We start from the raw sequence: 20,305 nt of genomic DNA on the forward strand, positions 1-20,305 counted from the left end.
CTCAGCCGTGCTGTAACACGATTTTGGGCGACTTACGCGCCCGCTCCGGACAGCCACACCAACCGCACCTGCGGCTGGGTTAACGGTACCGCGAAACCGGATCGCTTGCGTACGGCGCTACCGCTCGAACGACTGTCACTCGAGTTCGAACCATGGGACCTCCATGAGCGGGGGAATGTGCGTTTCGACGTGGTGCTCCCAGACTCCGTGTTCACCGAAGGCTTCCCCGTGATCGGCGGTGATGACGATCGTTCCGTCGAGTTCGGCAGTCAGTTCGGCGACGGATTCGAGGACGATATGCAGGTTTTCGCGGTAGCGTGCCCGGAGGGTTTCGCGGGTGCTGTTGCGAACGAGGGTCATCGGGTCGAGCTCGAGCCACACGCCCGCTTTCTGTGCGAGCCGACTCCCTTCGAGGGCGGCCTCGACCTTCGGTCTGACCGCGTTCCCGATCGACTGGAGGCGGCTTTCGGCCTCGGCGTTTGCGGCCCCGTCTTGGTTTCGAATCCCCTTCTGGATGCGTCTGAGTTTCCGTCCGGTCCCGCGCGTGAGATACGGAGCGTGGGGCTGCATGTAGTGGAGGATCACCCGCTCGGCACGGCCGGCGACGTCGCGGTGCTTGCAGAACGCGCGCTCGAGGCCCTCCGGGGGCACGGTTCCGATGTCGTCGTCCCACCCGTAATCCCAGACGTCGACGACGTTGCTGATGTGTTCGTTTGCGGTCCACCGGTAGTCACAACTGGCACCCCACGCGAGGTCGGCAAGCGGAATCCCGAGATCGTTGATGAACGGGTTCCCCGAGAAGTACGCGATATCGTGGCTCCCGGTGAACGTCCGTGCTGCCCATTCCGGCGTCGACGAACCGGGACTCCAGCGCCGTTCCAGCGTCCCGTCGAGATACGCATCGTGGAGGTCGGCGAACGCGTCGTACCGACACGCGTCCAGCACCACACAGTAGTCCCACGACGACTCGAGCAAGCGCTGGTTTTGCATCCGTCGGTCGAGTTCTCTCTCGACCTACCGCCCATTATAGGTTCAACCGATAATAGCGGGATACACGCCAGAAACCACGGCTTACTCGAGGAAACTGGGTTCCGGAGTCAACCGCCTCGGGTCGAGTAGTTCGAGACGCCTTCGGCGTCTCGGCATCACGAACCGGCGAAGCCGTTTCGAACGACACCGGGGCTTGTCGATTGATTCCCGTTCTAACCGAGTGATTCGCGGGGGTGGGCCGGGCTTCGAACGCGTTCGATCCCGGCGACAACCGCTTCGGGGTCGTCGATCGCCGTTCTGTCACAGCGCACGTCGAACCATTGGGACCGTTCGAGGACGAGTTCGTCGTCGGTTAGCCGAATATCCCCGAACGAATCCCAGGGAACGACCGTCTTTCGGAAGGGGCGATCGATGACCAGTCCCGCCTCGTGGGCACGGAGCGTCGGCGGGTTTCGGCGACCGGTTTCGTCGGTATCGCCCAAGTCGAACCGGGACGAGTAGAGCATGACGATGCCGAAGATCACCCAGAACAGACCCGGGAACCAGTCGCCGACGATCATGTTAGCGAGCCCGTCGACGAGCAGCAGTGCCATAACCGCCGTGAACACCAGCCCGGCGGACCGGGAGGAGTAGAGCATGACGACGCCGAAGATCACCCAGAACAGGCCCGGGAACCAGTCGCCAACGATCATATCGGCGAGCCCGTCGACGATCAGCAGTGCCATAATCGCCGTGAACACCGGCCTGGCGGACCAATCACCGGGCCGCTGCCACGGCCATGCCGCGGCGGGCTCGTCGGCGACGAGTGCCTCGGTGTATCGGTTGCGGGCCATGCGCTGGATCCCGTACGCCGAGACGCCGGACAGAACGGCGAACACGATCGTGATGAAGTTAAACCGTTCGCTGCCAGTGATCGGGAGATGGTCGCGCACGAGCAACAGGGCCGCGAACGTCGCCGATGGAAGGTAACAGGCCAGGCGCCACCGACGGCTTTGGCCGATCCGTTCGGGAAGACCGTGAGCCCGCTTCGCGAGGATGTGACCGATGATCGCAACGACCGTCACCATACTCGGCACGACGCTCAGCAGCGTCGCGGTGCGTGCCCCGGCCAGGAGGCCCGCGACCGCCGCGATCCCGGCGGCGACGATCGCGAGGTAGAACCCGAACCCCGCCTGAAAACCGATGTCGGGTTCGCCGGGGTCGATGACGATACGTTGAGTTCGTGATGCCACGGGTGTGGGTACTTCGTCCCGCGTTAAAATAAAACCGATGGTGTTAGTTCGAAAATACGATCGCTGATCGAGACGCCGACCGGAGCCGCTACTCTGTAACCAGTAACACGATGCTCGTTCATCTCCGTCAGTAAACACGAGGAAGTCCAGTTCGACGACAAGAGGACGACCGGCGAGTCCCAGACCGAAGACACGGGCGACAAGGAGCCGGAGGAATACTTCGGCAAGAACATCGACGATTTCGACATCGAGACGTGGGACACGATCGAGTACGAAGGCGACCCGATCCAGCGCCGCTCGGTCACGATCGACGGGGTCACTGCCGTGTCCCACAGGAACTGACCGACGATGACGATCCGGATCTCCCCGGGCGGACGATCCAGTTCCGTCTGGGCGGCGGCATCGAGCACCTTGAGCGGGCCGAGATCGTCGAAGTTCAGGACGTGGCCCCCAGGAGCCGGAGGCCGAGGGGACGGTATCCAAGGAGGACGACCCGCAGGGGAAGGCACCCATGGACGACGAACCCTGAACCCGGCGAACGCGGTGATTCTCGGGGTGACGATCCACTGTGTGGCAGCCGCGAGCGACCGTCGCACCGGTTGGAATGACAATCGCTGTCGGAGGCGATGCGGTCCCGAAATCGTTTTCAACCGGTCACGCGGACACTCGGTATGCCGACGGAACCGGACACTCATTATGACCCCACCCTGGGGAACAAGTTTATCTTCGTCACCGGCGGCGTGATGTCGGGACTCGGTAAGGGAATTACGGCCGCAAGCACCGGCCGGCTCCTGAAAAACGCCGGGTTCGACGTCACCGCCGTCAAGATCGATCCGTATCTGAACGTCGACGCGGGGACGATGAACCCCTACCAGCACGGGGAAGTGTACGTCCTCAAGGACGGCGGCGAGGTCGATCTCGATCTGGGGAACTACGAGCGGTTCCTCGACATCGACATGACCTCGGATCACAACATCACGACCGGCAAGACCTACCAGCACGTCATCGAAAAGGAACGCGCCGGCGACTACCTCGGAAAGACCGTCCAGATCATCCCACATGTCACCGACGACATCAAGCGCCGCATTCGGGAAGCCGCCGACGGAACCGACGTCTGTATCGTCGAAGTCGGCGGTACTGTCGGCGACATCGAGGGGATGCCCTACCTCGAGGCGCTGCGCCAGTTCGCCCACGAGGAGGACGAAGACGACATCCTCTTCGCCCACGTCACCCTCGTGCCCTACTCGAAAAACGGCGAACAGAAGACCAAACCTACCCAACACAGCGTCAAAGAGGTCCGATCGATCGGCCTCCAACCCGACGTGATCGTCGGGCGCTGTGAGGACCGTCTCGACCCCGAAACCAAGGAGAAGATCGCCCTGTTTTGTGACATTCCGACCGAGGCGGTGTTCTCCAACCCGGACGTCGAGGACGTCTATCACGTTCCGCTGATGGTCGAGGACGAAGGGTTAGACCAGTACGTTCTGGAGCACTTCGGCCTGGACGACGAGGCGCTTCCGGAGGGCGAACGTACGAACGAGTGGCGCGAGATCGTTACCACCGAGAAAGACGGCGCGGTCGACATCGCGCTCGTCGGCAAGTACGATCTCGAGGACGCGTACATGTCGATCCACGAGTCGCTGAAACACGCCGGCTTCGAACTCGGCGTCGACGTGAACGTTCACTGGGTCCACGCCGACGGGATGGCCGACGAGTACGACGATCAACTCGAGGATGTCGACGGGATCATCGTCCCCGGCGGTTTCGGGATGCGCGGCACGGAGGGCAAGATCCGGGCGGTCCAGTACGCCCGCGAGAACGACGTTCCGTTCCTCGGGCTCTGTCTCGGCTTCCAGATGGCCGTCGTCGAGTACGCCCGGAACGTCCTCGGACTCGAGGACGCTCATTCCGCGGAGATGGAGGAAGACACACCCCATCCGGTCATCGACATTCTGCCCGAGCAGTACGAGGTCGAGGACATGGGCGGAACGATGCGGCTGGGTGAGCACACGACGGTCATCGAGCCCGAAACGCTGGCCTACGACCTCTACGGGGACACCTCCTGTAGCGAGCGCCACCGCCACCGCTACGAGGTCAATCCCGAGTACTTCGACCAGTTCGAGGACGAGCCGCTGGTCTTCTCGGGTACCGCCGGCAACCGAATGGAGATCCTCGAACTCGAGGATCACCCCTACTTCGTCGGGACGCAGTTCCACCCCGAGTACAAGTCCCGTCCCGGCCAGCCGAGTCCGCCCTTTGTGGGTCTGGTCGCGGCCGTCCTCGACCAACGCGATTACGAGCCCGAGACGGTAACGGAGACCACGACCGACAGCGAGACGGACGCCGAAACGGAGGTATCCCACTAATGGTAGACACTGACACGTTCGTTCCGGAAGCAGTTGCAGAGATCGGCGACGAAATCGGCGACGCGAACGCGGTCATCGCCCTCTCGGGCGGTGTCGACTCCTCGGTCGCGGCCGCGTTAGCCTACGAGGCTATCGGCGACCGGCTCACCCCGGTCTACGTCGACACCGGCCTGATGCGGAAAGGCGAAACCGAGGGGATCCGCGAAACCTTCGACTACATGGAGTCGCTGCGGATCGTCGACGCGAAGGATCGGTTCCTCGAGGCCCTTGCGGGCGTCACCGATCCCGAGGAGAAACGGGAGATCATCGGCGAGCAGTTCATCCGCGAGTTCGAGCGCGAGGCGAAAGACGCCGACGCGGACTACCTCGTTCAGGGGACGATCTACCCCGACCGCATCGAGAGCGAGGGCGGGATCAAATCCCACCACAACGTGGGCGGCCTCCCCGAGGTCGTCGATTTCGACGGCATCGTCGAACCCGTCCGAGACCTCTACAAGGACGAGGTCCGCGAAGTCGCCCATCACCTCGGGCTGGACGAGCTCGTCGCCGAACGGATGCCGTTCCCCGGCCCCGGACTCGCCGTCCGCGTGATCGGGGAGGTTACCGAGGAGAAACTCGAGGTCGCCCGCCATGCCTGCCACGTCGTCGAGGAGGAACTCGAGGAGTACGAGCCCTGGCAAGCGCTTGCAGCCGTTATCGGCAAGGCAACGGGTGTGAAAGGCGACAACCGCGTTCACGGCTGGGTCGTTTCGGTTCGCTCCGTCGATTCCCGCGACGGCATGACCGCACGCGCACAGGAGATCGACTGGGAGACGCTCCAGCGCATCCAGTCGCGGATCACCGGGCAAAACGAGAACGTCGCCCGCGTGGTCTACGACGTGACCCACAAACCGCCCGCGACTATCGAGTACGAATGAGCACGAGCATGGACGCGATCGTCGCCGGGCCGGACGACGGCGGGATTGCCGCCGCGCTCGAGGGAGAGGGCGTTGCGGTGACCCGCGTCAACGGCGTCATCTCGCGCCCGCAACTCGAGGACGCGGGCATCCTCGATGCCGACCTGTACGTCCTGACCGACGTCGGACAGGCGACGACGATTCCGATCGCCTGTGACCTCAACGACGACCTCCGGACGGTCGTCTACACCACCGACACGATCCCCGAGTTCGTCAGGGGACAGCTCGATCTGGCGCTCGATCCGCAGTTGATGGACGCGACCCTCGTCGCGGAAGAACTGGTCGACTGATCCGACGCGCCCGCCGTTCTCGGTATCGACGCGAGACCGCCGTCGCGGTCCCCGTCCGATAAGCCGGTGGCGGTTTCCGAGCCGCCGCCGGGTTCCCGTTTCGGGCGGAGATTTCCGATTCGAACCCGAGCAATATAAACAGTCTCGGCCCCGATTTCGGGAGCTTAAACCCGGATTAAATCCCGCTGAATTCGGAATAAGAGCGGTATACCGTCGCCCCCGTTGAAGTGGTTCCCGCCGATAGTCGACGATGGAGGTCGACGGGCTGACTCCACCGAAGGCACCCACTGCCTGTTCCCGTGACTTCCAGCAATCCCACCACAGCACCCTTCCCCCACCATTGCCACACCGTCGTGGCGCGGGTACTGCTGCACCGACCCGCGTCAACCCCTGCGGTTTGGCGCTCGAGGCGCGCTGTTCGCGCCTCGAGTTTGATTCGATTTCCACGAGCAACGCGTCAACCGCCTCCCCGGCGGTGAGACACTAGCGTTCCGTGAGCCGTTGCAGCACCGGGATCTCCTCGAGTCGATCGGCATCGAGCAGTTCCCAGTCGACGCCGGTCGGTCGGTCGCGGCCGCTGTGATCGCCGGGGCGGAACACCCGCTCGGGCGTGACGATCAGGTCCATCGGAACGTCGTGTGCGCCGACCTCGACGGGGCCGTCGATCAGTTGTCGCTCGTGGATCGTCGTCGCGACGGTCGTCGATCCGTCGACGAGTCCGAGGTCCCTGAGGATCGCGTACTCGAGGTCGCTGTAGCCCTCGCCCTTGCCGATCCGACCGCCTGATTCGGTGACAGCGACGCTTCCGGAGACGATCAGGTCGATCTCGTCGACCGCGTCGGGACCGATTTGCTCGCCGTGTTCCGCGGATCCGGAGACGGTCGTCGCCGCGTCGTAGTCGTCGAGTTCGTCGGGGTCGAGTTTCAGAAAACAGTCTTCGTCGGCCAGCCGGGGAACGGCCATGTAGACCGTCTTCCCTTCGCGAAGCGCCCGCCGCCGGACGGGCAGTTGCGGCGCGTCGGGGTTTGCCTTGATCGCCGTCGCCGCTTCCCATTCGGGCTGGTCGGCCAGTCGGTCGGCGGCGTCGTCGGCTCCGGCGTAGTTCGGGATCCGGCCGTGAGGCGGGAACGGAAAACGGGCCTCGCCGCTGTCCTCGAGATCGTCCCAGACGCGTTCGCGGACGGTCGCCTTGCTGGCGTCGTCGCTCGCTCGCATCTCACTCCCCCTCCGTTTCGGGTTCGGCACGGTCGGCATCGGCGTCCTCGTCGCGGGGGGCTTCCTCGTCGTCCGTCTTGCGGGCGAGTTCAACGAGATGGCGGGCTTCGGACAGAACGATTTCGTCGAGTGCGAGTCGCGCTGCGGATTCGTCTCCGGGGAGACAGAAGATCGGCGTCCCCTCGGTGACGCCAGCCAGCGTTCGCGCTGCGATGACGCGGGTGCCGACCGCCTCGTAGGCGAGCGAGGTGAACAGTTCGTCGAACGCGGTGAGTTCCTTCTCGAGGAGCGGTTCGACGGCTTCGATCGTGACGTCGTCGGGTTCGACGCCGGTGGCACCGCCGGTGACGACGATGTCGATGTCGTCGCGGTCGATCAGCCGCGAGACGATCGACTGGACCGTGTCGTGATCGGTGCCGATGTGTTCCCGGGTGACGATCTCGTGATCGGCTTTCTTGAACGCCGTCATGATCGCTTCCCCGGTCGTGTCGGACTCGAGGGAGCGGTCGGTCGCGATCGTGACGACGCCGGTGCCGAGCGGGTCGGCGCTATTGTCCGCCGAGCAGTCCGGATCGCTCGCAGCCGCGTTCGTCCCGTCGTCGGGTCCCGGCTGGGTATCCGCCGTCGGATTCCGTTCCGAGTCGGTCATACACGGGCGTTGGCCGGCCGGCGGGAAAACGTTGCCCAACTGACTCACGGGTCAGGAAGCGACGCCGACGAACGCGGTGGTGCGTCGATGCCGGTCGAACGGTACTGGTAGCCCAACTGTTATGGATCGAGTTTCCGTTGACCCGCGTGTATGCAGGCAGTCACGTTCACCGAACACGGCGACACCGACGTCATCGAGTACGGCGAGCATCCGGACCCGGAGGTCGGCCGAGACGAGGTGCTGGTCGACGTGAAGGCGGCGGCGCTCAACCACCTCGACATCTGGACGCGGCGGGGCATGCCCGGCCTCGACCTCGAGATGCCCCACGTCCCGGGCAGCGACGGGGCAGGTATCGTCGAAGGGATCGGCGAAGACGTCACCCGCTTCGAGGAAGGCGACCACGTCGCCCTCTCCGCAGGCGTCGGCGATCTGCGGATGGACGATCCGACGCTCGATCCGAACTACCACATCATCGGCGAGCACGTCCCGGGGATCCACGCCGAGTACGCCGCGATCCCCGCGGACAACCTGATCCCCGTCCCCGAGGACGTCGACTGGACGGTCGCCGGCTCGAGCTGTCTCGTCTTCCAGACCGCCTGGCGGATGTTGATCGAACGCGCGGAGTTGCAGGCCGGCGAGTCGGTGCTCGTGCTCGGGGCAAGCGGCGGCGTCGGCCACGCCGCCCTGCAGATCGCGGACTACGCCGGCGCGGAAGTGTACGCGACCGGCAGCACCGAGGAGAAACTCCGGTACGCCGAGGACCACGGTGCCGACCACGTCTGTAACTACGAGGCGGAGAACTTCGCGGAGTGGGTCCGTTCGGAGACCGACGGCCGTGGCGTCGACGTCGTCGTCGAACACGTCGGCGAACCAACGTGGCGGGACTCGCTCAAGAGCCTCACCAAGGGCGGCCGACTCGTCACCTGCGGGGGCACCGGCGGCGGAGCGCCGGAGACGGACATCCCGCGCATCTTCTGGAACCAACTCGAGATCATCGGCTCGACGATGGCCACACCCGGACAGGTCGACGCGGTGATGGACCTCGTCTGGGACGGGACCCTCGAGCCCGCGATCCGCGAGGAGTTGCCGATGAGCGAGACGCCCCGTGCCCACGAGATCATCGAGAACCGCGAAGGGTTCGGAAAAGTCGTCGTGCGGCCCGACAGCGAACTGTAACGGCCCCGAGTCGCGGCCGGCATCGTCCCGTCGTGTCGCCGGAACCGTGAGTGCTTTCATCGCGCGCCCGAAACACGCGAGTGTGACCTCGAGCGACGACGGCGGCTACGTTCACGACCCTGCGGCGTTCGACGACGGGGAGCCACGCGATGGCGACGAGTCCGACGACGACTGGGTCGACGAACCCGACCATCCGGCGGCGGCCGACCGGGAGTTCGACTGGCGAGGTTGGGTCCTCGTCGGGGTGATCGTCTTCGCGTTTATCGTCTCGCCGACGGCGATCCTCCTGTGGCCGCCGAGCGTGAGTTACTTTTTCGCGCTGTTGATCCTCCCGATGGCACCGGCGGTGGTGCTGGCGATTACGGCCGTCTGGGCGACGACGCGGCCCTGAACGGAGAACCGCACGCGGAAAATACAGGTATGTGGTCGGCGCGTTACGGTGCGGGCTCGAGGACGTCCTCGAGCCGCTTGCGGACGGCCATCGCGTGTTCGATATCCTCCTGTGGTGTTCCCGCACGGTCGACGTACTCGGTCAGGGCGTCGGAGAGTCGCCGCGCCTGACGTCCCGTGATCGTTTCCGTGTCGGCGCTGGATTCGATCTCCGCTACGAGGTCGAGTGTCCACTGTGGTGGGGTTTCGTCGTCGTCGATCGCAGCGGTAATGCGATCCGACAGGACGTGGTGGACGACCCACGCCTCGTTTCTGGAGAGCGCAACGTCGTACGTCTCGGTTTCCGGTGGTGGGGAACTCATTTCGTCACACGGACCATTCCGTCGGTCCTCGGCCAACGATACGAGTGGGGGTGTTATAAACCTTGTCGCCTGATAGCATACCTCGATTCGGTGGCCCGCGTTACCGGCCACGATAGCGCGGTGACCGCTCGAAGGCTGCCGTCGCTGGTCGTAACGACCGTCGGCTTCGAAAAGCGCGTTCGTTCCGTGGGAGTGACCGTCCAGTCCGTTACCGTACGTCTCGTCGCATCGCGATCTCGAACCACGGACAGAGGCGGAGCTGGCGATACCACTCGGGGTTGGAGTGGAGTCGCTCGTAGGGGACCCACATCAGCCCCGCGACCTCCTCCTCGTTGGGATCGAGCGAGCGATCCGACAGGGTCAGCTTGAGGACGGCACAGACCTCGTGTTCGACCCCTTCGTTCTCGAAGTACCGTTTGTACTCGAACCGGTCGGTCAGGCGCAGGTCGTCGTACTGATCCGGCGTAATTCCCAGTTCCTCCTCGAGTCGCTGTCGGGTCGCTTCCTCCTGACTCTGTCCTTCGACGGGGTGGGAGGCGACGGTGCCGTCCCAGTAGGTCCCCCAGAGCCGTTTGTCGGGGGCGCGCTGGGCGAGAAGAACGTTCCCCTCGCCGTCGAAGACGAGCGAGGTAAACGCCCGGTGGCGGATGCCATCCCCGGTGTGGGCTTCGAGGCGATTGACGAGTTCGAGTTCGTTGTCGTCTTCGTCGACTGCGATCACGTCCTGTCCGGCGTTCTCGTGTTGGAGGTCCTCCTCCGGCGTGCTCATACCCCTACAATTACGACGGCTCTTGAAACCAGTATCGTCTCGGCTCGGGGGTTTCGAATCGAGACGTGCCGTGTTACCCGTTCGTCTCGAGCGGCCACAGCCGTCCCTCGTCTGGATCGGGTTGATAGCCATCGCCGACCGGGAGTGTTAGCCGATCGGGGACCGTCTCGAGCGAGACCGTTTCGGTTTCGAGCAGTTCGCCGTCGAGGCTGTACGTGATCGAGTCGGCCCGGCTCTCGATCACGAGCGACGGCGTTCGCCGCCGGACGATGTGTTGGCTGTCCTGTCCGAACACCCCCTCGAGCGCCGCCCCGCCGAGCAGGTCGGCCGTCGCGGCGTCTTCGACGATCGTCACCTCGAGCAGGCCGTCCTCGACGTTTGCCTGTGCGGTTCGCGTCCCGTCGAATCGACGACAGTTCCCGAGGAGAACGAACAGGGCCTCACCTTGCCAGGCCCGTGCCGACTCGCCGTTCGGCCCCGCCGCCGTCGTTACCCGTAGCGGGAGCGAGTCGAACGAACCGAGCGTCTCGACGGTGTTTTTGACGTAGGCGAGTACGCCCAACTCCGACTTGTCCGCCGGAGACGTCTCGCTGCTCGCCTCGGCGGTGATCCCCCCGACACAGGAGTTGACGAACAGGCGGTCGTTCGCGCACCCGACGTCGATCGACCGGCGTTGACCGTCCTCGATTACCGTAAACGCATGCTCGAGACCCCGAACGCCGATGTTCGACGCGAAGTTGTTTCCGGTGCCCGCGGGAACGACCGCGACCGCCGTCGTCTCGAGCGCCTCGGCGGCCGCAAGCCCGTTGACGACTCCGTTTACGGTCCCGTCGCCGCCTGCCGCGGCGACGAGGTCGGCATCGGCTGCAGCGGCGGCGAATCGCTTCGCGTCGCCGCTCTCCTCGGTCGTTCGAACCTCGAACCCGTGTTCGTCGGCGAGTTCGACGACGTCGTCGACGTGATCGCCGGTTCCGCTGACGGGGTTGAGAACGAGGACGCGGTCGCTCGCAGTGTCGGTTCCCATACCGGCGAAGATGCCGGCCGTGCGCAAAAGGGTCTACCCGGCGTTTGCCCCGGTATGTACGCGGTCGATCTCCACACGCACACGCGGTTCTTTCACGGCCGCCGCGCGCTCGGCGACCGGTTCGATCCGCTGGGGGTCCGGCTGCTGGCGCTGATGGCCGACCGGCGCGGCCTCGACGGCGTCGCGACGACCAACCACGACTACTCGAGACGGTTTTCCACGTCCCGCGTCGCGACGATACCGGGGATCGAAATCTCGACCACGCGCGGCCACGTGCTCGTGATCGGCCCCGATCCGCCGACCGAGACGGAACCGTTCGAACGAACGCCCGCGGAAGCCGTCGAACTGGCACACGAACGGGACTGCGTTGCGATCGTCGCTCACCCGTACCGCAACAGCACGATCGCGGATCTCGAGGCGTTTTCGTTCGACGCGATCGAGATCAACGGGAAACATCCGCGGACGGAGTCGCTGGTCCGGGAACTCGCGGCCGACCGCGATGTCCCGCTGGTCGGCGGCAGCGACGCTCACTACCCGTTCGAGGTGGGGCGGGCGTACACGATGATCGACGCCGAGGCGCTCACGCCCGAGTCGGTCGTCGAGGCGATCAGGGACGGCCGTGTCGAACCTCGCGTCGCGACCACGCCCTTCGATCGGTTCCTTCGTCGAGCCTATCGGGAGGTTCACCGCCGAAAACATCCGGGTGAGGTGGTATCGGAACCGACGCCCGGGGCGGGCAGCCCGCCCGGCGAACCCGACGGTTGACTGGAGCGCGCAATCGATCTCGCCGGCGGGGTGATCGGTCGTGGATCCCCATCGTCGCGCACAGGCGCGCCCGGACCCGACGACCGCGACCCGTCCTCCAGAATAAAACCCCGGGGGTTAGCGCCGCGATACAGTGCGTAATCGTCCGAGAGGTATCTTCGTACGAGACAATGACTTAATCGCCGGCTCGACCAGAAACAGCGATAATGTCGCGGGAAGTCACAGCGGGCACACGGTCGAAACGCGACGCCGGAAAAACCGTCCGAACGCTGGCCGAAGACGGATCGGATCTGGAGGTGAAAGCGCTCGATACGATTCGGGCGGTAGACAGCGACCGGTGGAACGGCGTCGTCGAACGCTCCGATCTCGGAACGGTCTTCCACCGATACGAGTGGCTCGATGCGATCGAGACGGGGCTTGGCTATCCGGCGAGACATCTCCTCGTGGAGAAAGACACCAACCCGATCGGCGTGTTTCCGAACTTCGTCGCGGATCTCCCGAAGACCCCGTTTTCCAGGTTGACGTCCGTTTATCCCGGGTTCGGCGGCCCCCTATTGACGACGGACGTGGCCGACTCCCTCTCGCTCGTCATCGACGCCGTTCCGGACCTCTGTAGCGGACGGACGATCGTCCACGAGATTCGGGCGTGTAATACCGACTTCCTCCGGTACAACGACTCCCTCTACGAGACTGGGTACCGATCCGATCGGATGGGTGGGCGGTTTCTGCTTCGGCTTCCCAAAGGCTACGATACCCTCCTGTCGGAGATGGACGGCTCGAAGCGACGGGCGATCAGACGCGGCCGGGAAACGGACCACCGGATCGTCGAAGCGGACGTAACGAGGGAGTCACTCGAGCGCTTTCATACGACGTACGAGCGCCACATGCAACGTACCGGCGGCGACGCGCTCCCGTTTGCCTTCTTCGAGCAGCTACTCGAGATGCGATCGCGGGTGCTGCTCGTTACGTTGCGTATCGACGGGGAGTACGCGGGCGGCTACCTCGATCTGCTCAACGACGAGCAATCGACCGTCCACGGGTTCTTCGCCGGGGTCCCCGAAGAGTACTTCGAGTATTACGCCTCGGAACTCCTGTACGACTATCTGATTCAGTGGGCGATCGAAAACGGGTACGAGACGTACGACTTCGGGGGATCGGGGGCGGACTTCGAGGACGGTTCGTTCCGCTTCAAAGAGGGGTTCGGCGGGACGTTGGTACCGAACCTCTACTGGGAACGGGGACTCAGTCCGGCCTGGAAACTGGTCGAAACCGGTCGATCGCTGTACTGGCGGTACGCCGACTGATCGGCTTCGAACATCGGACCGGAGCGCCGCAGGGCTACCCGAGTTGTTCGTCGAGAATCAGCCGGGTCTTCGTGTTCATGACCTCCTCCTGATCGCGGGCTTTCGTGATGAGGTCGTTTACGCCCCGGGTGTCCGCGGCGTCGACGACGAGGACGATGTCCTGTTCGCCCGAGACCATCCAGACGAAGTCGACCTCTTCCCATTCGGCCATCCGTTCCGAGACCGCCTTCGTGTCGACGTCGACCGCGACGCCGATCTCGAGCATCGCCTTGACGTTGCCCGTCCGCGTCGAGATCGTAAACCGCTCGATGACCTCGTCGTCCATCATTCGCTCGACGCGGTTACGGACGGTCCCTTCGCTGGTCCCGACCTCGTCTGCGATCTCGGTGTAGGGTGTGCGGGCGTCTCGTCGGAGGATATCCAGGATTTCGCGGTCCAGTTCGTCCATGGAGATGGGTGACTACTCGGCATGGTCACTTACCGATTACGAATTTCGTAACTCAACTTCGAAGACAACACTTATGACCGTGTATCCAATACGTAGTTCGTAATGACGACAGCCTACGTTGCGCTCGAAGGCGGTCACGTACTCGAGGGGCGTGGTCGTGCTTCGGGAACGGCTCGCGGCGAACTCGTTTTCACAACGGCATACACCGGCTACGAGGAGAGTCTAACCGACCCCTCCTACGAGGAACAGGTGCTGACCTTCTCGTATCCGCTCATCGGGAACTACGGCGTCCGCGAAGAACGGTTCGAGGACGACCGCGTCCACCCACGGGCCGTTCTCGCGCGGGAACTGACCGACGACGTCGCCGAGTGGCTCGAGAGCGAAGGCGTCCCGGCCGTCGACCACCTCGACACTCGCGAGGTCGTCACCGACATCCGCGACGAGGGCGCGATGAAATGCGGGATCGCCGTCGGCGAGGACGTCACCGAAGAGGACGCGCTGGCCGAACTCGAGCAGTGTACGGCCATGAGCGACCACACCGACATCGGCTCGCAGGTCAGCGTCGCTGAACCGGTCGTCCACGGCGCGGACAACGACGGCGAGACGGTCGCACTCGTCGACTGTGGCGCGAAGGGATCGATCGTCGACTCGCTGCTCGCTCGCGACGCGACGGTCCACGTGCTCCCCTACGACGCCGCGGTCGCCGACGTCGAAGCCGTCGACCCGGACGTCCTGTTTCTCTCCAACGGCCCCGGCGACCCGGCGAACTACGAGGAAGCGATCTCGCTCGTCGAGGCCTTCGTCGAGGACACGCCCGTCGCGGGCATCTGTCTCGGCCAGCAGATCGTCGCCGAGGCGCTTGGCGGCACCACCGAAAAGATGGACTTCGGTCACCGCGGGGTCAACCAGCCGGTCCTCGATCTGGAGTCCGGGCAGGTCGTCATGACGACCCAGAACCACGGCTACACCGTCGCGGACCCCGGCGACCATCTCGAGGTCACCCAGATCAACGTCAACGACGACACGCCGGAGGGAATCGACGGCGTCGAGTACGACGTCATCACCCGCCAGTACCACCCCGAAGCCAACCCCGGCCCGGAGGACACCCTCGACTTCTTCGACAGCGTCCTCGAGATGGCCGACGACCGAGCGAATCAGCACGCGGTTCCCGCCGACGACTGACCGCGCACCGACGGCTGTCTACTGCGTTGTCTCCGCCTTTTCGATCGGTTCAGTTTTCCGACGCCACGAGGTGGCCGATGGACCGTCCGCGAGTCACGTCCCGGCGGCTCACTCCGTTTTCGAGTCGGCCGTCTCGATGGCGTTGGCCCGCTCGAGAATCGCCGCCTCGTCGACGGTGTCGAGGATGATTTCGTCCTCGAGCGCCGCAGCAAGGCGGCGTTGACCGCGTTCGGCTCGTCGGTCGGCGACGTCGGGTTCGACGTAGTCGCCGCCGTACTCGTCGGCGTAGGTCTCGGCGAGGCGTCGAACGGTGGCCGGATCGACCGCCTCGGGTGCGGCGGCTTCGAACCGTTCGACCCACCGTTCCGGATCGACCCACTCCTCACGGCGGTTTTCGACCTTGCGCCGCCAGTCGTAGTGTTCGGCAAAGTGTCCCCAGAAGCCGTCCGCTTCCCGTAATTCGCCGAGCAGGGTTCGAGCGACGGTCGCACCGTGGCCGGCCGCGATGATCGCCTGATCGCCACAGCCGGCAAGCGGACCCGCGACGTACAGTCCGTCGACGGGTGTTCGTCCCCGACGGTCGGGATACTCGCGGTCGAACCGTTCGCCACCCTCATCGTCGGTAACGAACAACGCGTCGTCGTCATCGAGTCCGCGGAGGTACTCGCCGTCGTATTTCGTTGCGGCAATCACGAACCGTGCCCTGATCGGATCGCCGTCCTGTGGATCGACCCGGAATCCGCCGTCGGGAAGGGCCGTTACCGACTCGACGAGATCCTCGCGGAGCCGACACCCCGCTCGTGTTGCGTGGTCGTGTGCCAGTTCGAGGAAGGTCTCGACGTCGACACCGACGGGAAAGCCCAGATAGTTCTCGAGGGACGCACATCGGCGCAGCGAGGAGGGGCCGCGGTCGAAAATGACCGTCTCGAGGCCGTCTCGAGCGGTGAAGACGCCGGCGGCGCAGCCGGCGGGTCCGCCGCCAACGATGGCGACGGTGGTATCGAACGATCGGTCGCCGGCATCGCCGCCGTGATCGTCGTCGCCCGCCATCCTAGCTCCCCCCGGTGACGATATCGGCGACGCGCTGGCGATCGAACAGCCGCTCGTCGGCCGGTATTTCGGGGTAGGCGGTTCCGGGAACGTGGCCCGGCCACTCGCCGAACTGCTCCGGATAGAGCTGTTTGGCCGTCATCTCGAGTTGGAAGAGGTTCATGATCGGCCCCTGATACCGCATGCCGCCGGCGACGACGCGATCGTTCCGAACCGCGGTCAGTTCGCTCCCGATCGGGTGGTCCTCGAGTCGATCGCGGACGGTGTCGATGGCGTACTGGGGCGTGATCCCCCACAGGTGGAGGATGACGTCCGGATCCGCCTCGAGCATCGTCTCGTAGTCGACGACGCCCCAATCGCCCGACCAATCGTGGTCGGCGAGCGCGTCGTGAGCCGCGAGCGGACGCGTCTCGGCCTGCCAGAAGCCGGGCGTGTTCAGGTGGTACGTGTAGAACTGGCCGTCCCCCAGCGTCACCCGTGCGACGGACGGCCGCTCGTCCGCGGGCGGGAGCGCCGCTTCGATGCGCGCGCGCACGTCGTCGTACACCGCGGCGAGGGCTTCGTACCGCTTGCGTTCCCGAAAAACCGCCGCGACGTTCTCGAAGAGTTCCCAGAGCGTGTAGTACTCGTATTCGTCGGCGTAGGCGGCCGCCGGTTCGCTGTGGACGCCGCTGTGGAAGCTGCCGATCCACGGACCGAGTGTCGTCTCGATCTCCGCGACGTCGTCTCGGGTCCAGTTGTTCTGGGTCTGGAGCACGTACGACGGATCGAGGAAGTGAACGTCGCTGTCGAACTCGTAGAGTTCTTCCTTCTCGAGTCCGCCCTCGAGCGGGTTCGGCAACCCCGTCCCGTCGAAGTCGACGCCCTCGAGTCGGTCGTAGAACGCCCCCATCGTCGGCCCCGCCATCTCGGGCGAGAACAGCGAGTTCACCGCGTCGCCGTGCCCGAGGGCAACCGCCATATCCGCGTACTGGGGAAACGTAACGAAGACATCCGTCGGGACGGCGTCGAACTCGACTTCGCCCATCGGTGCCATGGTCACCGCGTACGAATCCGTTCGTTCGCTCCCGACCCCCTCATGGGGTCCGTCGCCGGAGACACAGCCCGCGAGACTCGTGCTGCTCACCGTCAGCCCCGTCGCGACGACCTGTCGTCTGGTTCGTCCTCCCTGTCGCGTTACGATCATGTCTTTTAGGCCAACCTAATAATTCAAAAGGCGTTCGGTTCGGCGACGCGACTCGAGGAAACGGGATCGCTTCCGAACAGTTCGGGTCGTAACCCGGGCTGGGTGGTTATTCGAAGGTGTAGACGACGGTCACGCTCGCGCTCACGCTGACGGGATCGGCGTCGATCTCGGTCGTGGCCCCACTGGCGTCTTCCGCTCCGTTTTCGAGCGCCGCGACGGTGTATCGCGAGGAGTGGACGTTGACGTCGCTGGTCGTAACCGACTTCGTGCCGGTGAGCTCGACACCACGGTTGTCCGCGACGTGTTGTGCTTCCTCGTCGGCGTTTGCCAGCGCGTTGTCGATCGCGTCCTTTCGGAGTTCGTCGCGGGTCGTCTCCTGCAGTGTGAAGTTCACTCGACCGATATCATCGGCCCCTGCCTGAATCGACCCGTCGATGACTTCGCCGACGCGGTCGACGTCGTCGATTATTACCTCGAAGGAGCGAGTGCCTCGGAACCCATCCTCGTCTTCCCCTCGTTTCGGATGGACCCGATACCGACCTTCCTCGATGTTGTCCTCCGGGATCTCGAGTTCGTCGAACGCTTCTCTGAGCTGTTCGGCTTCGGTCGCGAGTTCGCTTGTCACCGCTTCGGCAGTGTCTCCCTCCGCGTCGACCCCGATTCGGACGGTCGCCCTGTCCGGTTCCGATTCGACGTCACCGTCCGCACTGACGGTGATCTCCGTTTCGTCCGAATCGCTCGCCGGGGTCGACCCGGCCTCGTCGTCGCTGCTCAGTCCACGTCCGACACAGCCTGCCATCGCCGCTGCGACGCCAACGCTCGACGCCGCGAGGAACGTTCGTCGGTCCATATCCGGAACTCTCATGCAATTGAAAAAGAACTGTCCCTAGCTCAAACAGTTCTTTGAGCTTTACCGTGAGGGGTTCCGCTCGGCTTCGATCCTCGTTTCCGCCGCTTCGAGGGCGGTTGCTGCGGACTGCTCGCCCGCGAGGATCGATTCGAACGCCGTTTGCAGGGGCTGTGAGATCGCCCGCATCGCCGAGGCTGGCGGTGCGAGCGTCCCCGTCGCCGCCGATTTCACGAACCCGGCTACCGATGCCGGAAGATCGCCGCTGTCGGCTGCGGCCGTGTACGCCGGAACCGTGCCGTGTGTGCTGGCGTTACGGACGTGGATCTCCGCGTTCGTCGTATACCACGCCGCGAACGCGGTGGCTGCGGGAACGGCGTCACGCCCGCTCGGCTCCGACAGTCGCGACGTGAACGCGAGCAGGTCGACGGTGACGAACGGGCTCGGCCGTTCGGGTGCCGCCTCGGCGTTCGGAAGCGGTGCCGCGCCGACGTCGATCCCGGTTGCCGCTGCGCGGGCGGCGCGGGCCGGATCGCCGATGGCAACCGGTGTCCGTCCGGCCACGAAGGCGTCGGCCTGCTCGTCGGGCCGGTCCGGGGCGTGAAACGAGTACGGGGCGAGGTTCTCGGCGACGAACTCGACCGCGCGGATCGTTTCCGGTTCGGTTAGTCCCAGCGAGTCGGACGCCGCGTCGTAGTAATAGCCGCCGAACGCGTGTACCCACGCACTGGCGGATGGGAGGGAAACGCTGGGTGACGAGGCCCCGTCCGGTTCGGCCTTCGTATCCCGATGCCGCTCTGCGATCGCGGTCAACTCCGCAACCGTTTCCGGCGGTTCCGGGAGCCGATTCCGGTCGTACAGGAGCGCGACCGTCTCGAGCGTACACGGGACGCCGACGGTTCGTCCGTTGACCACTCCTGCCTCGGCGGCAGGATCGATGAACGCGTCCGGTCGCCGAATCTCGAGAGCGGCGGTCTGATCCGAGAGGTGCCCGCGGTCGTCGAAGTCAGCCACCAACGGGTGCGGTATCTCGACGAGGTGTGGGCCGTCGGAGTCATAGTCCTCGAGCGCGTCGATCGTCGCTTCCCCCGGATCACTGACCGCTACCGGATCGATGACGGACGTCGAGTCCTCGACGAACGCGTCCACGTCGGCCTCGAGGGACGCCAGCCGATCCGCGTCCCGGGCGTGCCAGAACGTGACCGGACTCGGCGGCGGGAGCAGCGGGGTATCGACGACGCGACGGCTTCGAACCCGTTCCGATCGATACTGGTCGGGGCCGACTGTCGATGGCGGCGGCCGGGTGCCCTCGAAGCGCCTGATCGTGGCGGTCAGCGCCGGCGGGGGCTGTGAGGCGCGTGCAGTCCCGACGATCGCGCTCCGTTCGGGATCGCGATCCTCGCCGAACCATACCTCCGCGACCCGAAACGAGAGCCACTCCGGGACGGCATCGACCTCGAGCGAGGTATCGACGGTCCAGTCGGCGCTGTACGCGGTCACGGTCGACTGCGTCCAGCCGGTATCGTGGTCCGTGCGCTCGCGTTGCTCTGGTGTGGTCTCCCGCCAGTCGAAGTCTCCCAGCGTCTCGCTCGCCAGTTCCTCTCGAGCCGCATCGTAACAGACCAGTTCGACGCCTCGCAGGGCGACGTCTTTCGAGTCGACGTTCTGGACGGTAACGTCGACCGTCAGCGGAACCGATACCGGCGGCTCGGATTCGAACGACTCCCGAACTGAGACGTCGAGCCGCGTGTACTTGAACGGCCCGTGGTAGATACAGCCTGCCAGCCCGGTCGCAACCGCGGCCCCGCCGACACCGAGCAGCGTCCGCCGCGAGAGCCCGTGCGTTCCCCGCTCCTTCATTCATCAAATTATGACTGCTACTGGTCAATATTTCTTCTCCATCGACCGGGCAGTATCGGCCATCGATACCGCTCGGGGAACCAACTCTACCGGGTGCTCGATCGTCGTCACTCGAGGACGGTCCCGCTGTTTGCGCTTTCGCCCGCGTCGGACCCAGCGGAAGACGCGGGACGGGTTCCGCGTTTCGAACACGCCCACCCCGTTCAGTCGTGACGGAACGACCGCTGCCCCGTAAACGCCATCG

The 20,305-nt window shown here is 64.9% G+C and carries 21 protein-coding genes and 1 pseudogene; 9 read left to right on the forward strand and 13 right to left on the reverse strand.

Annotated elements, in window-relative coordinates:
* Positions 1 to 135: 135 nt before the first annotated feature.
* Positions 136 to 990 carry a hypothetical protein gene (locus tag TX80_RS08650; RefSeq protein ID WP_049922703.1) on the reverse strand — a complete coding sequence of 285 codons (855 nt, stop codon included), beginning with the start codon at positions 988 to 990 and terminating at the stop codon, positions 136 to 138.
* Positions 991 to 1,202: 212 nt separating this feature from the next.
* Positions 1,203 to 2,222, reverse strand: coding sequence for a PH domain-containing protein (locus TX80_RS08655; protein ID WP_049922704.1), 1,020 nt, complete (start codon positions 2,220 to 2,222; stop codon positions 1,203 to 1,205).
* A 110-nt stretch (positions 2,223 to 2,332) separates the two neighbouring features.
* Here TX80_RS08655 and TX80_RS19730 point away from each other — a divergent pair.
* The 4 genes and pseudogenes from TX80_RS19730 (at position 2,333) to TX80_RS08675 (ending at position 5,834) form a co-directional block, all read left to right on the forward strand.
* Positions 2,333 to 2,751: pseudogene (locus TX80_RS19730) on the forward strand (hypothetical protein).
* A 142-nt stretch (positions 2,752 to 2,893) separates the two neighbouring features.
* Positions 2,894 to 4,588: a glutamine hydrolyzing CTP synthase gene (gene pyrG / locus TX80_RS08665; RefSeq protein WP_049922706.1), complete on the forward strand. Its 1,695-nt coding sequence runs from the start codon at positions 2,894 to 2,896 to the stop codon at positions 4,586 to 4,588.
* The gene (gene guaA / locus TX80_RS08670; RefSeq protein WP_049922707.1) at positions 4,588 to 5,505 is read left to right on the forward strand and encodes a glutamine-hydrolyzing GMP synthase; all 918 of its coding nucleotides are present in this window, start codon (positions 4,588 to 4,590) and stop codon (positions 5,503 to 5,505) included. The genes pyrG and guaA overlap by 1 nt, the downstream gene beginning before the upstream one ends.
* A complete protein-coding gene (locus TX80_RS08675) occupies positions 5,502 to 5,834 on the forward strand; it encodes a DUF7126 family protein (RefSeq protein WP_049922708.1) in 333 nt (110 codons plus the stop codon). Before guaA ends, TX80_RS08675 begins: the two co-directional genes overlap by 4 nt.
* Positions 5,835 to 6,317: 483 nt before the next feature.
* Here the strand turns inward: TX80_RS08675 and TX80_RS08680 are convergent, their stop codons facing one another.
* Together TX80_RS08680 and TX80_RS08685 are read right to left on the reverse strand one after the other, a co-directional pair.
* Positions 6,318 to 7,049 carry a 5-formyltetrahydrofolate cyclo-ligase gene (locus TX80_RS08680; protein ID WP_154658614.1) on the reverse strand — a complete coding sequence of 244 codons (732 nt, stop codon included), beginning with the start codon at positions 7,047 to 7,049 and terminating at the stop codon, positions 6,318 to 6,320.
* Between the two features lies 1 nt (position 7,050).
* Entirely contained in the window at positions 7,051 to 7,698 is a 648-nt protein-coding gene (locus tag TX80_RS08685; RefSeq protein ID WP_049922710.1) for a MogA/MoaB family molybdenum cofactor biosynthesis protein, read from the reverse strand.
* 150 nt (positions 7,699 to 7,848) lie between these two features.
* On the opposite strand from TX80_RS08685, the gene TX80_RS08690 reads away from it, so the two are divergent.
* Positions 7,849 to 8,874, forward strand: a complete 1,026-nt coding sequence (locus TX80_RS08690; RefSeq protein WP_049922711.1) for a zinc-binding dehydrogenase — start codon at positions 7,849 to 7,851, stop codon at positions 8,872 to 8,874.
* A gap of 82 nt (positions 8,875 to 8,956) precedes the next feature.
* Positions 8,957 to 9,265, forward strand: a complete 309-nt coding sequence (locus TX80_RS08695) for a hypothetical protein (protein ID WP_049922712.1) — start codon at positions 8,957 to 8,959, stop codon at positions 9,263 to 9,265.
* Positions 9,266 to 9,308: 43 nt separating this feature from the next.
* Here the strand turns inward: TX80_RS08695 and TX80_RS08700 are convergent, their stop codons facing one another.
* The 3 genes from TX80_RS08700 to TX80_RS08710 all read right to left on the reverse strand — a co-directional run bounded on the left by TX80_RS08700 (position 9,309) and on the right by TX80_RS08710 (position 11,419).
* The gene (locus TX80_RS08700) at positions 9,309 to 9,626 is read right to left on the reverse strand and encodes a DUF7853 family protein (RefSeq protein WP_049922713.1); all 318 of its coding nucleotides are present in this window, start codon (positions 9,624 to 9,626) and stop codon (positions 9,309 to 9,311) included.
* Positions 9,627 to 9,834: 208 nt separating this feature from the next.
* Positions 9,835 to 10,395, reverse strand: a complete 561-nt coding sequence (locus TX80_RS08705; protein WP_049922714.1) for an NUDIX hydrolase — start codon at positions 10,393 to 10,395, stop codon at positions 9,835 to 9,837.
* A 73-nt stretch (positions 10,396 to 10,468) separates the two neighbouring features.
* Positions 10,469 to 11,419 (reverse strand): diacylglycerol/lipid kinase family protein, encoded by a 951-nt coding sequence (locus tag TX80_RS08710; protein ID WP_049922715.1) that lies wholly within the window; start codon positions 11,417 to 11,419, stop codon positions 10,469 to 10,471.
* 54 nt (positions 11,420 to 11,473) lie between these two features.
* Between TX80_RS08710 and TX80_RS08715 the strand changes: the two genes are divergently transcribed.
* Both TX80_RS08715 and TX80_RS08720 read left to right on the forward strand, forming a co-directional pair.
* Complete coding sequence (locus tag TX80_RS08715) at positions 11,474 to 12,184, forward strand: CehA/McbA family metallohydrolase (RefSeq protein ID WP_049922716.1); 711 nt, start codon at positions 11,474 to 11,476, stop codon at positions 12,182 to 12,184.
* 206 nt (positions 12,185 to 12,390) lie between these two features.
* Positions 12,391 to 13,488 carry a GNAT family N-acetyltransferase gene (locus TX80_RS08720; RefSeq protein ID WP_049922717.1) on the forward strand — a complete coding sequence of 366 codons (1,098 nt, stop codon included), beginning with the start codon at positions 12,391 to 12,393 and terminating at the stop codon, positions 13,486 to 13,488.
* A gap of 34 nt (positions 13,489 to 13,522) precedes the next feature.
* Here the strand turns inward: TX80_RS08720 and TX80_RS08725 are convergent, their stop codons facing one another.
* Complete coding sequence (locus tag TX80_RS08725) at positions 13,523 to 13,936, reverse strand: Lrp/AsnC family transcriptional regulator (protein ID WP_049922718.1); 414 nt, start codon at positions 13,934 to 13,936, stop codon at positions 13,523 to 13,525.
* 102 nt (positions 13,937 to 14,038) lie between these two features.
* Here TX80_RS08725 and carA point away from each other — a divergent pair, with 102 nt between their 5' ends.
* A complete protein-coding gene (gene carA / locus TX80_RS08730) occupies positions 14,039 to 15,118 on the forward strand; it encodes a glutamine-hydrolyzing carbamoyl-phosphate synthase small subunit (protein WP_049922719.1) in 1,080 nt (359 codons plus the stop codon).
* 108 nt (positions 15,119 to 15,226) lie between these two features.
* Here the strand turns inward: carA and TX80_RS08735 are convergent, their stop codons facing one another.
* From TX80_RS08735 to TX80_RS19735, 5 genes are all read right to left on the reverse strand, one after another.
* Positions 15,227 to 16,168: an NAD(P)-binding protein gene (locus TX80_RS08735; protein ID WP_049922720.1), complete on the reverse strand. Its 942-nt coding sequence runs from the start codon at positions 16,166 to 16,168 to the stop codon at positions 15,227 to 15,229.
* Between the two features lies 1 nt (position 16,169).
* Positions 16,170 to 17,354, reverse strand: a complete 1,185-nt coding sequence (locus tag TX80_RS08740) for an ABC transporter substrate-binding protein (protein WP_049922721.1) — start codon at positions 17,352 to 17,354, stop codon at positions 16,170 to 16,172.
* Between the two features lie 106 nt (positions 17,355 to 17,460).
* Positions 17,461 to 18,204 carry an SIMPL domain-containing protein gene (locus TX80_RS08745; protein ID WP_049922722.1) on the reverse strand — a complete coding sequence of 248 codons (744 nt, stop codon included), beginning with the start codon at positions 18,202 to 18,204 and terminating at the stop codon, positions 17,461 to 17,463.
* Between the two features lie 60 nt (positions 18,205 to 18,264).
* The gene (locus TX80_RS08750) at positions 18,265 to 20,061 is read right to left on the reverse strand and encodes an extracellular solute-binding protein (RefSeq protein ID WP_049922723.1); all 1,797 of its coding nucleotides are present in this window, start codon (positions 20,059 to 20,061) and stop codon (positions 18,265 to 18,267) included.
* Positions 20,062 to 20,085: 24 nt separating this feature from the next.
* Positions 20,086 to 20,305 (reverse strand): hypothetical protein (locus TX80_RS19735; protein WP_230198698.1); only part of this gene is annotated, 220 nt, incomplete at its 5' end.

This window comes from Halopiger djelfimassiliensis (genome assembly GCF_000455365.1).
GTDB classification, from domain to species: domain Archaea; phylum Halobacteriota; class Halobacteria; order Halobacteriales; family Natrialbaceae; genus Halopiger_B; species Halopiger_B djelfimassiliensis.

Excerpts from the sequence above, each read along its gene's own strand:
- TX80_RS08650 (WP_049922703.1), bottom strand. The coding sequence starts at position 990 with ATGCAAAACCAGCGCTTGCTCGAGTCGTCGTGGGACTACTGTGTGGTG.
- pyrG (WP_049922706.1), top strand. The coding sequence starts at position 2,894 with ATGCCGACGGAACCGGACACTCATTATGACCCCACCCTGGGGAACAAG.
- guaA (WP_049922707.1), top strand. The coding sequence starts at position 4,588 with ATGGTAGACACTGACACGTTCGTTCCGGAAGCAGTTGCAGAGATCGGC.
- TX80_RS08675 (WP_049922708.1), top strand. The coding sequence starts at position 5,502 with ATGAGCACGAGCATGGACGCGATCGTCGCCGGGCCGGACGACGGCGGG.
- TX80_RS08680 (WP_154658614.1), bottom strand. The coding sequence starts at position 7,049 with ATGCGAGCGAGCGACGACGCCAGCAAGGCGACCGTCCGCGAACGCGTC.
- TX80_RS08685 (WP_049922710.1), bottom strand. The coding sequence starts at position 7,698 with ATGACCGACTCGGAACGGAATCCGACGGCGGATACCCAGCCGGGACCC.
- TX80_RS08690 (WP_049922711.1), top strand. The coding sequence starts at position 7,849 with ATGCAGGCAGTCACGTTCACCGAACACGGCGACACCGACGTCATCGAG.
- TX80_RS08700 (WP_049922713.1), bottom strand. The coding sequence starts at position 9,626 with ATGAGTTCCCCACCACCGGAAACCGAGACGTACGACGTTGCGCTCTCC.
- TX80_RS08705 (WP_049922714.1), bottom strand. The coding sequence starts at position 10,395 with ATGAGCACGCCGGAGGAGGACCTCCAACACGAGAACGCCGGACAGGAC.
- TX80_RS08710 (WP_049922715.1), bottom strand. The coding sequence starts at position 11,419 with ATGGGAACCGACACTGCGAGCGACCGCGTCCTCGTTCTCAACCCCGTC.
- TX80_RS08715 (WP_049922716.1), top strand. The coding sequence starts at position 11,474 with ATGTACGCGGTCGATCTCCACACGCACACGCGGTTCTTTCACGGCCGC.
- TX80_RS08720 (WP_049922717.1), top strand. The coding sequence starts at position 12,391 with ATGTCGCGGGAAGTCACAGCGGGCACACGGTCGAAACGCGACGCCGGA.
- TX80_RS08725 (WP_049922718.1), bottom strand. The coding sequence starts at position 13,936 with ATGGACGAACTGGACCGCGAAATCCTGGATATCCTCCGACGAGACGCC.
- carA (WP_049922719.1), top strand. The coding sequence starts at position 14,039 with ATGACGACAGCCTACGTTGCGCTCGAAGGCGGTCACGTACTCGAGGGG.
- TX80_RS08735 (WP_049922720.1), bottom strand. The coding sequence starts at position 16,168 with ATGGCGGGCGACGACGATCACGGCGGCGATGCCGGCGACCGATCGTTC.
- TX80_RS08740 (WP_049922721.1), bottom strand. The coding sequence starts at position 17,354 with ATGATCGTAACGCGACAGGGAGGACGAACCAGACGACAGGTCGTCGCG.
- TX80_RS08745 (WP_049922722.1), bottom strand. The coding sequence starts at position 18,204 with ATGGACCGACGAACGTTCCTCGCGGCGTCGAGCGTTGGCGTCGCAGCG.
- TX80_RS08750 (WP_049922723.1), bottom strand. The coding sequence starts at position 20,061 with ATGAAGGAGCGGGGAACGCACGGGCTCTCGCGGCGGACGCTGCTCGGT.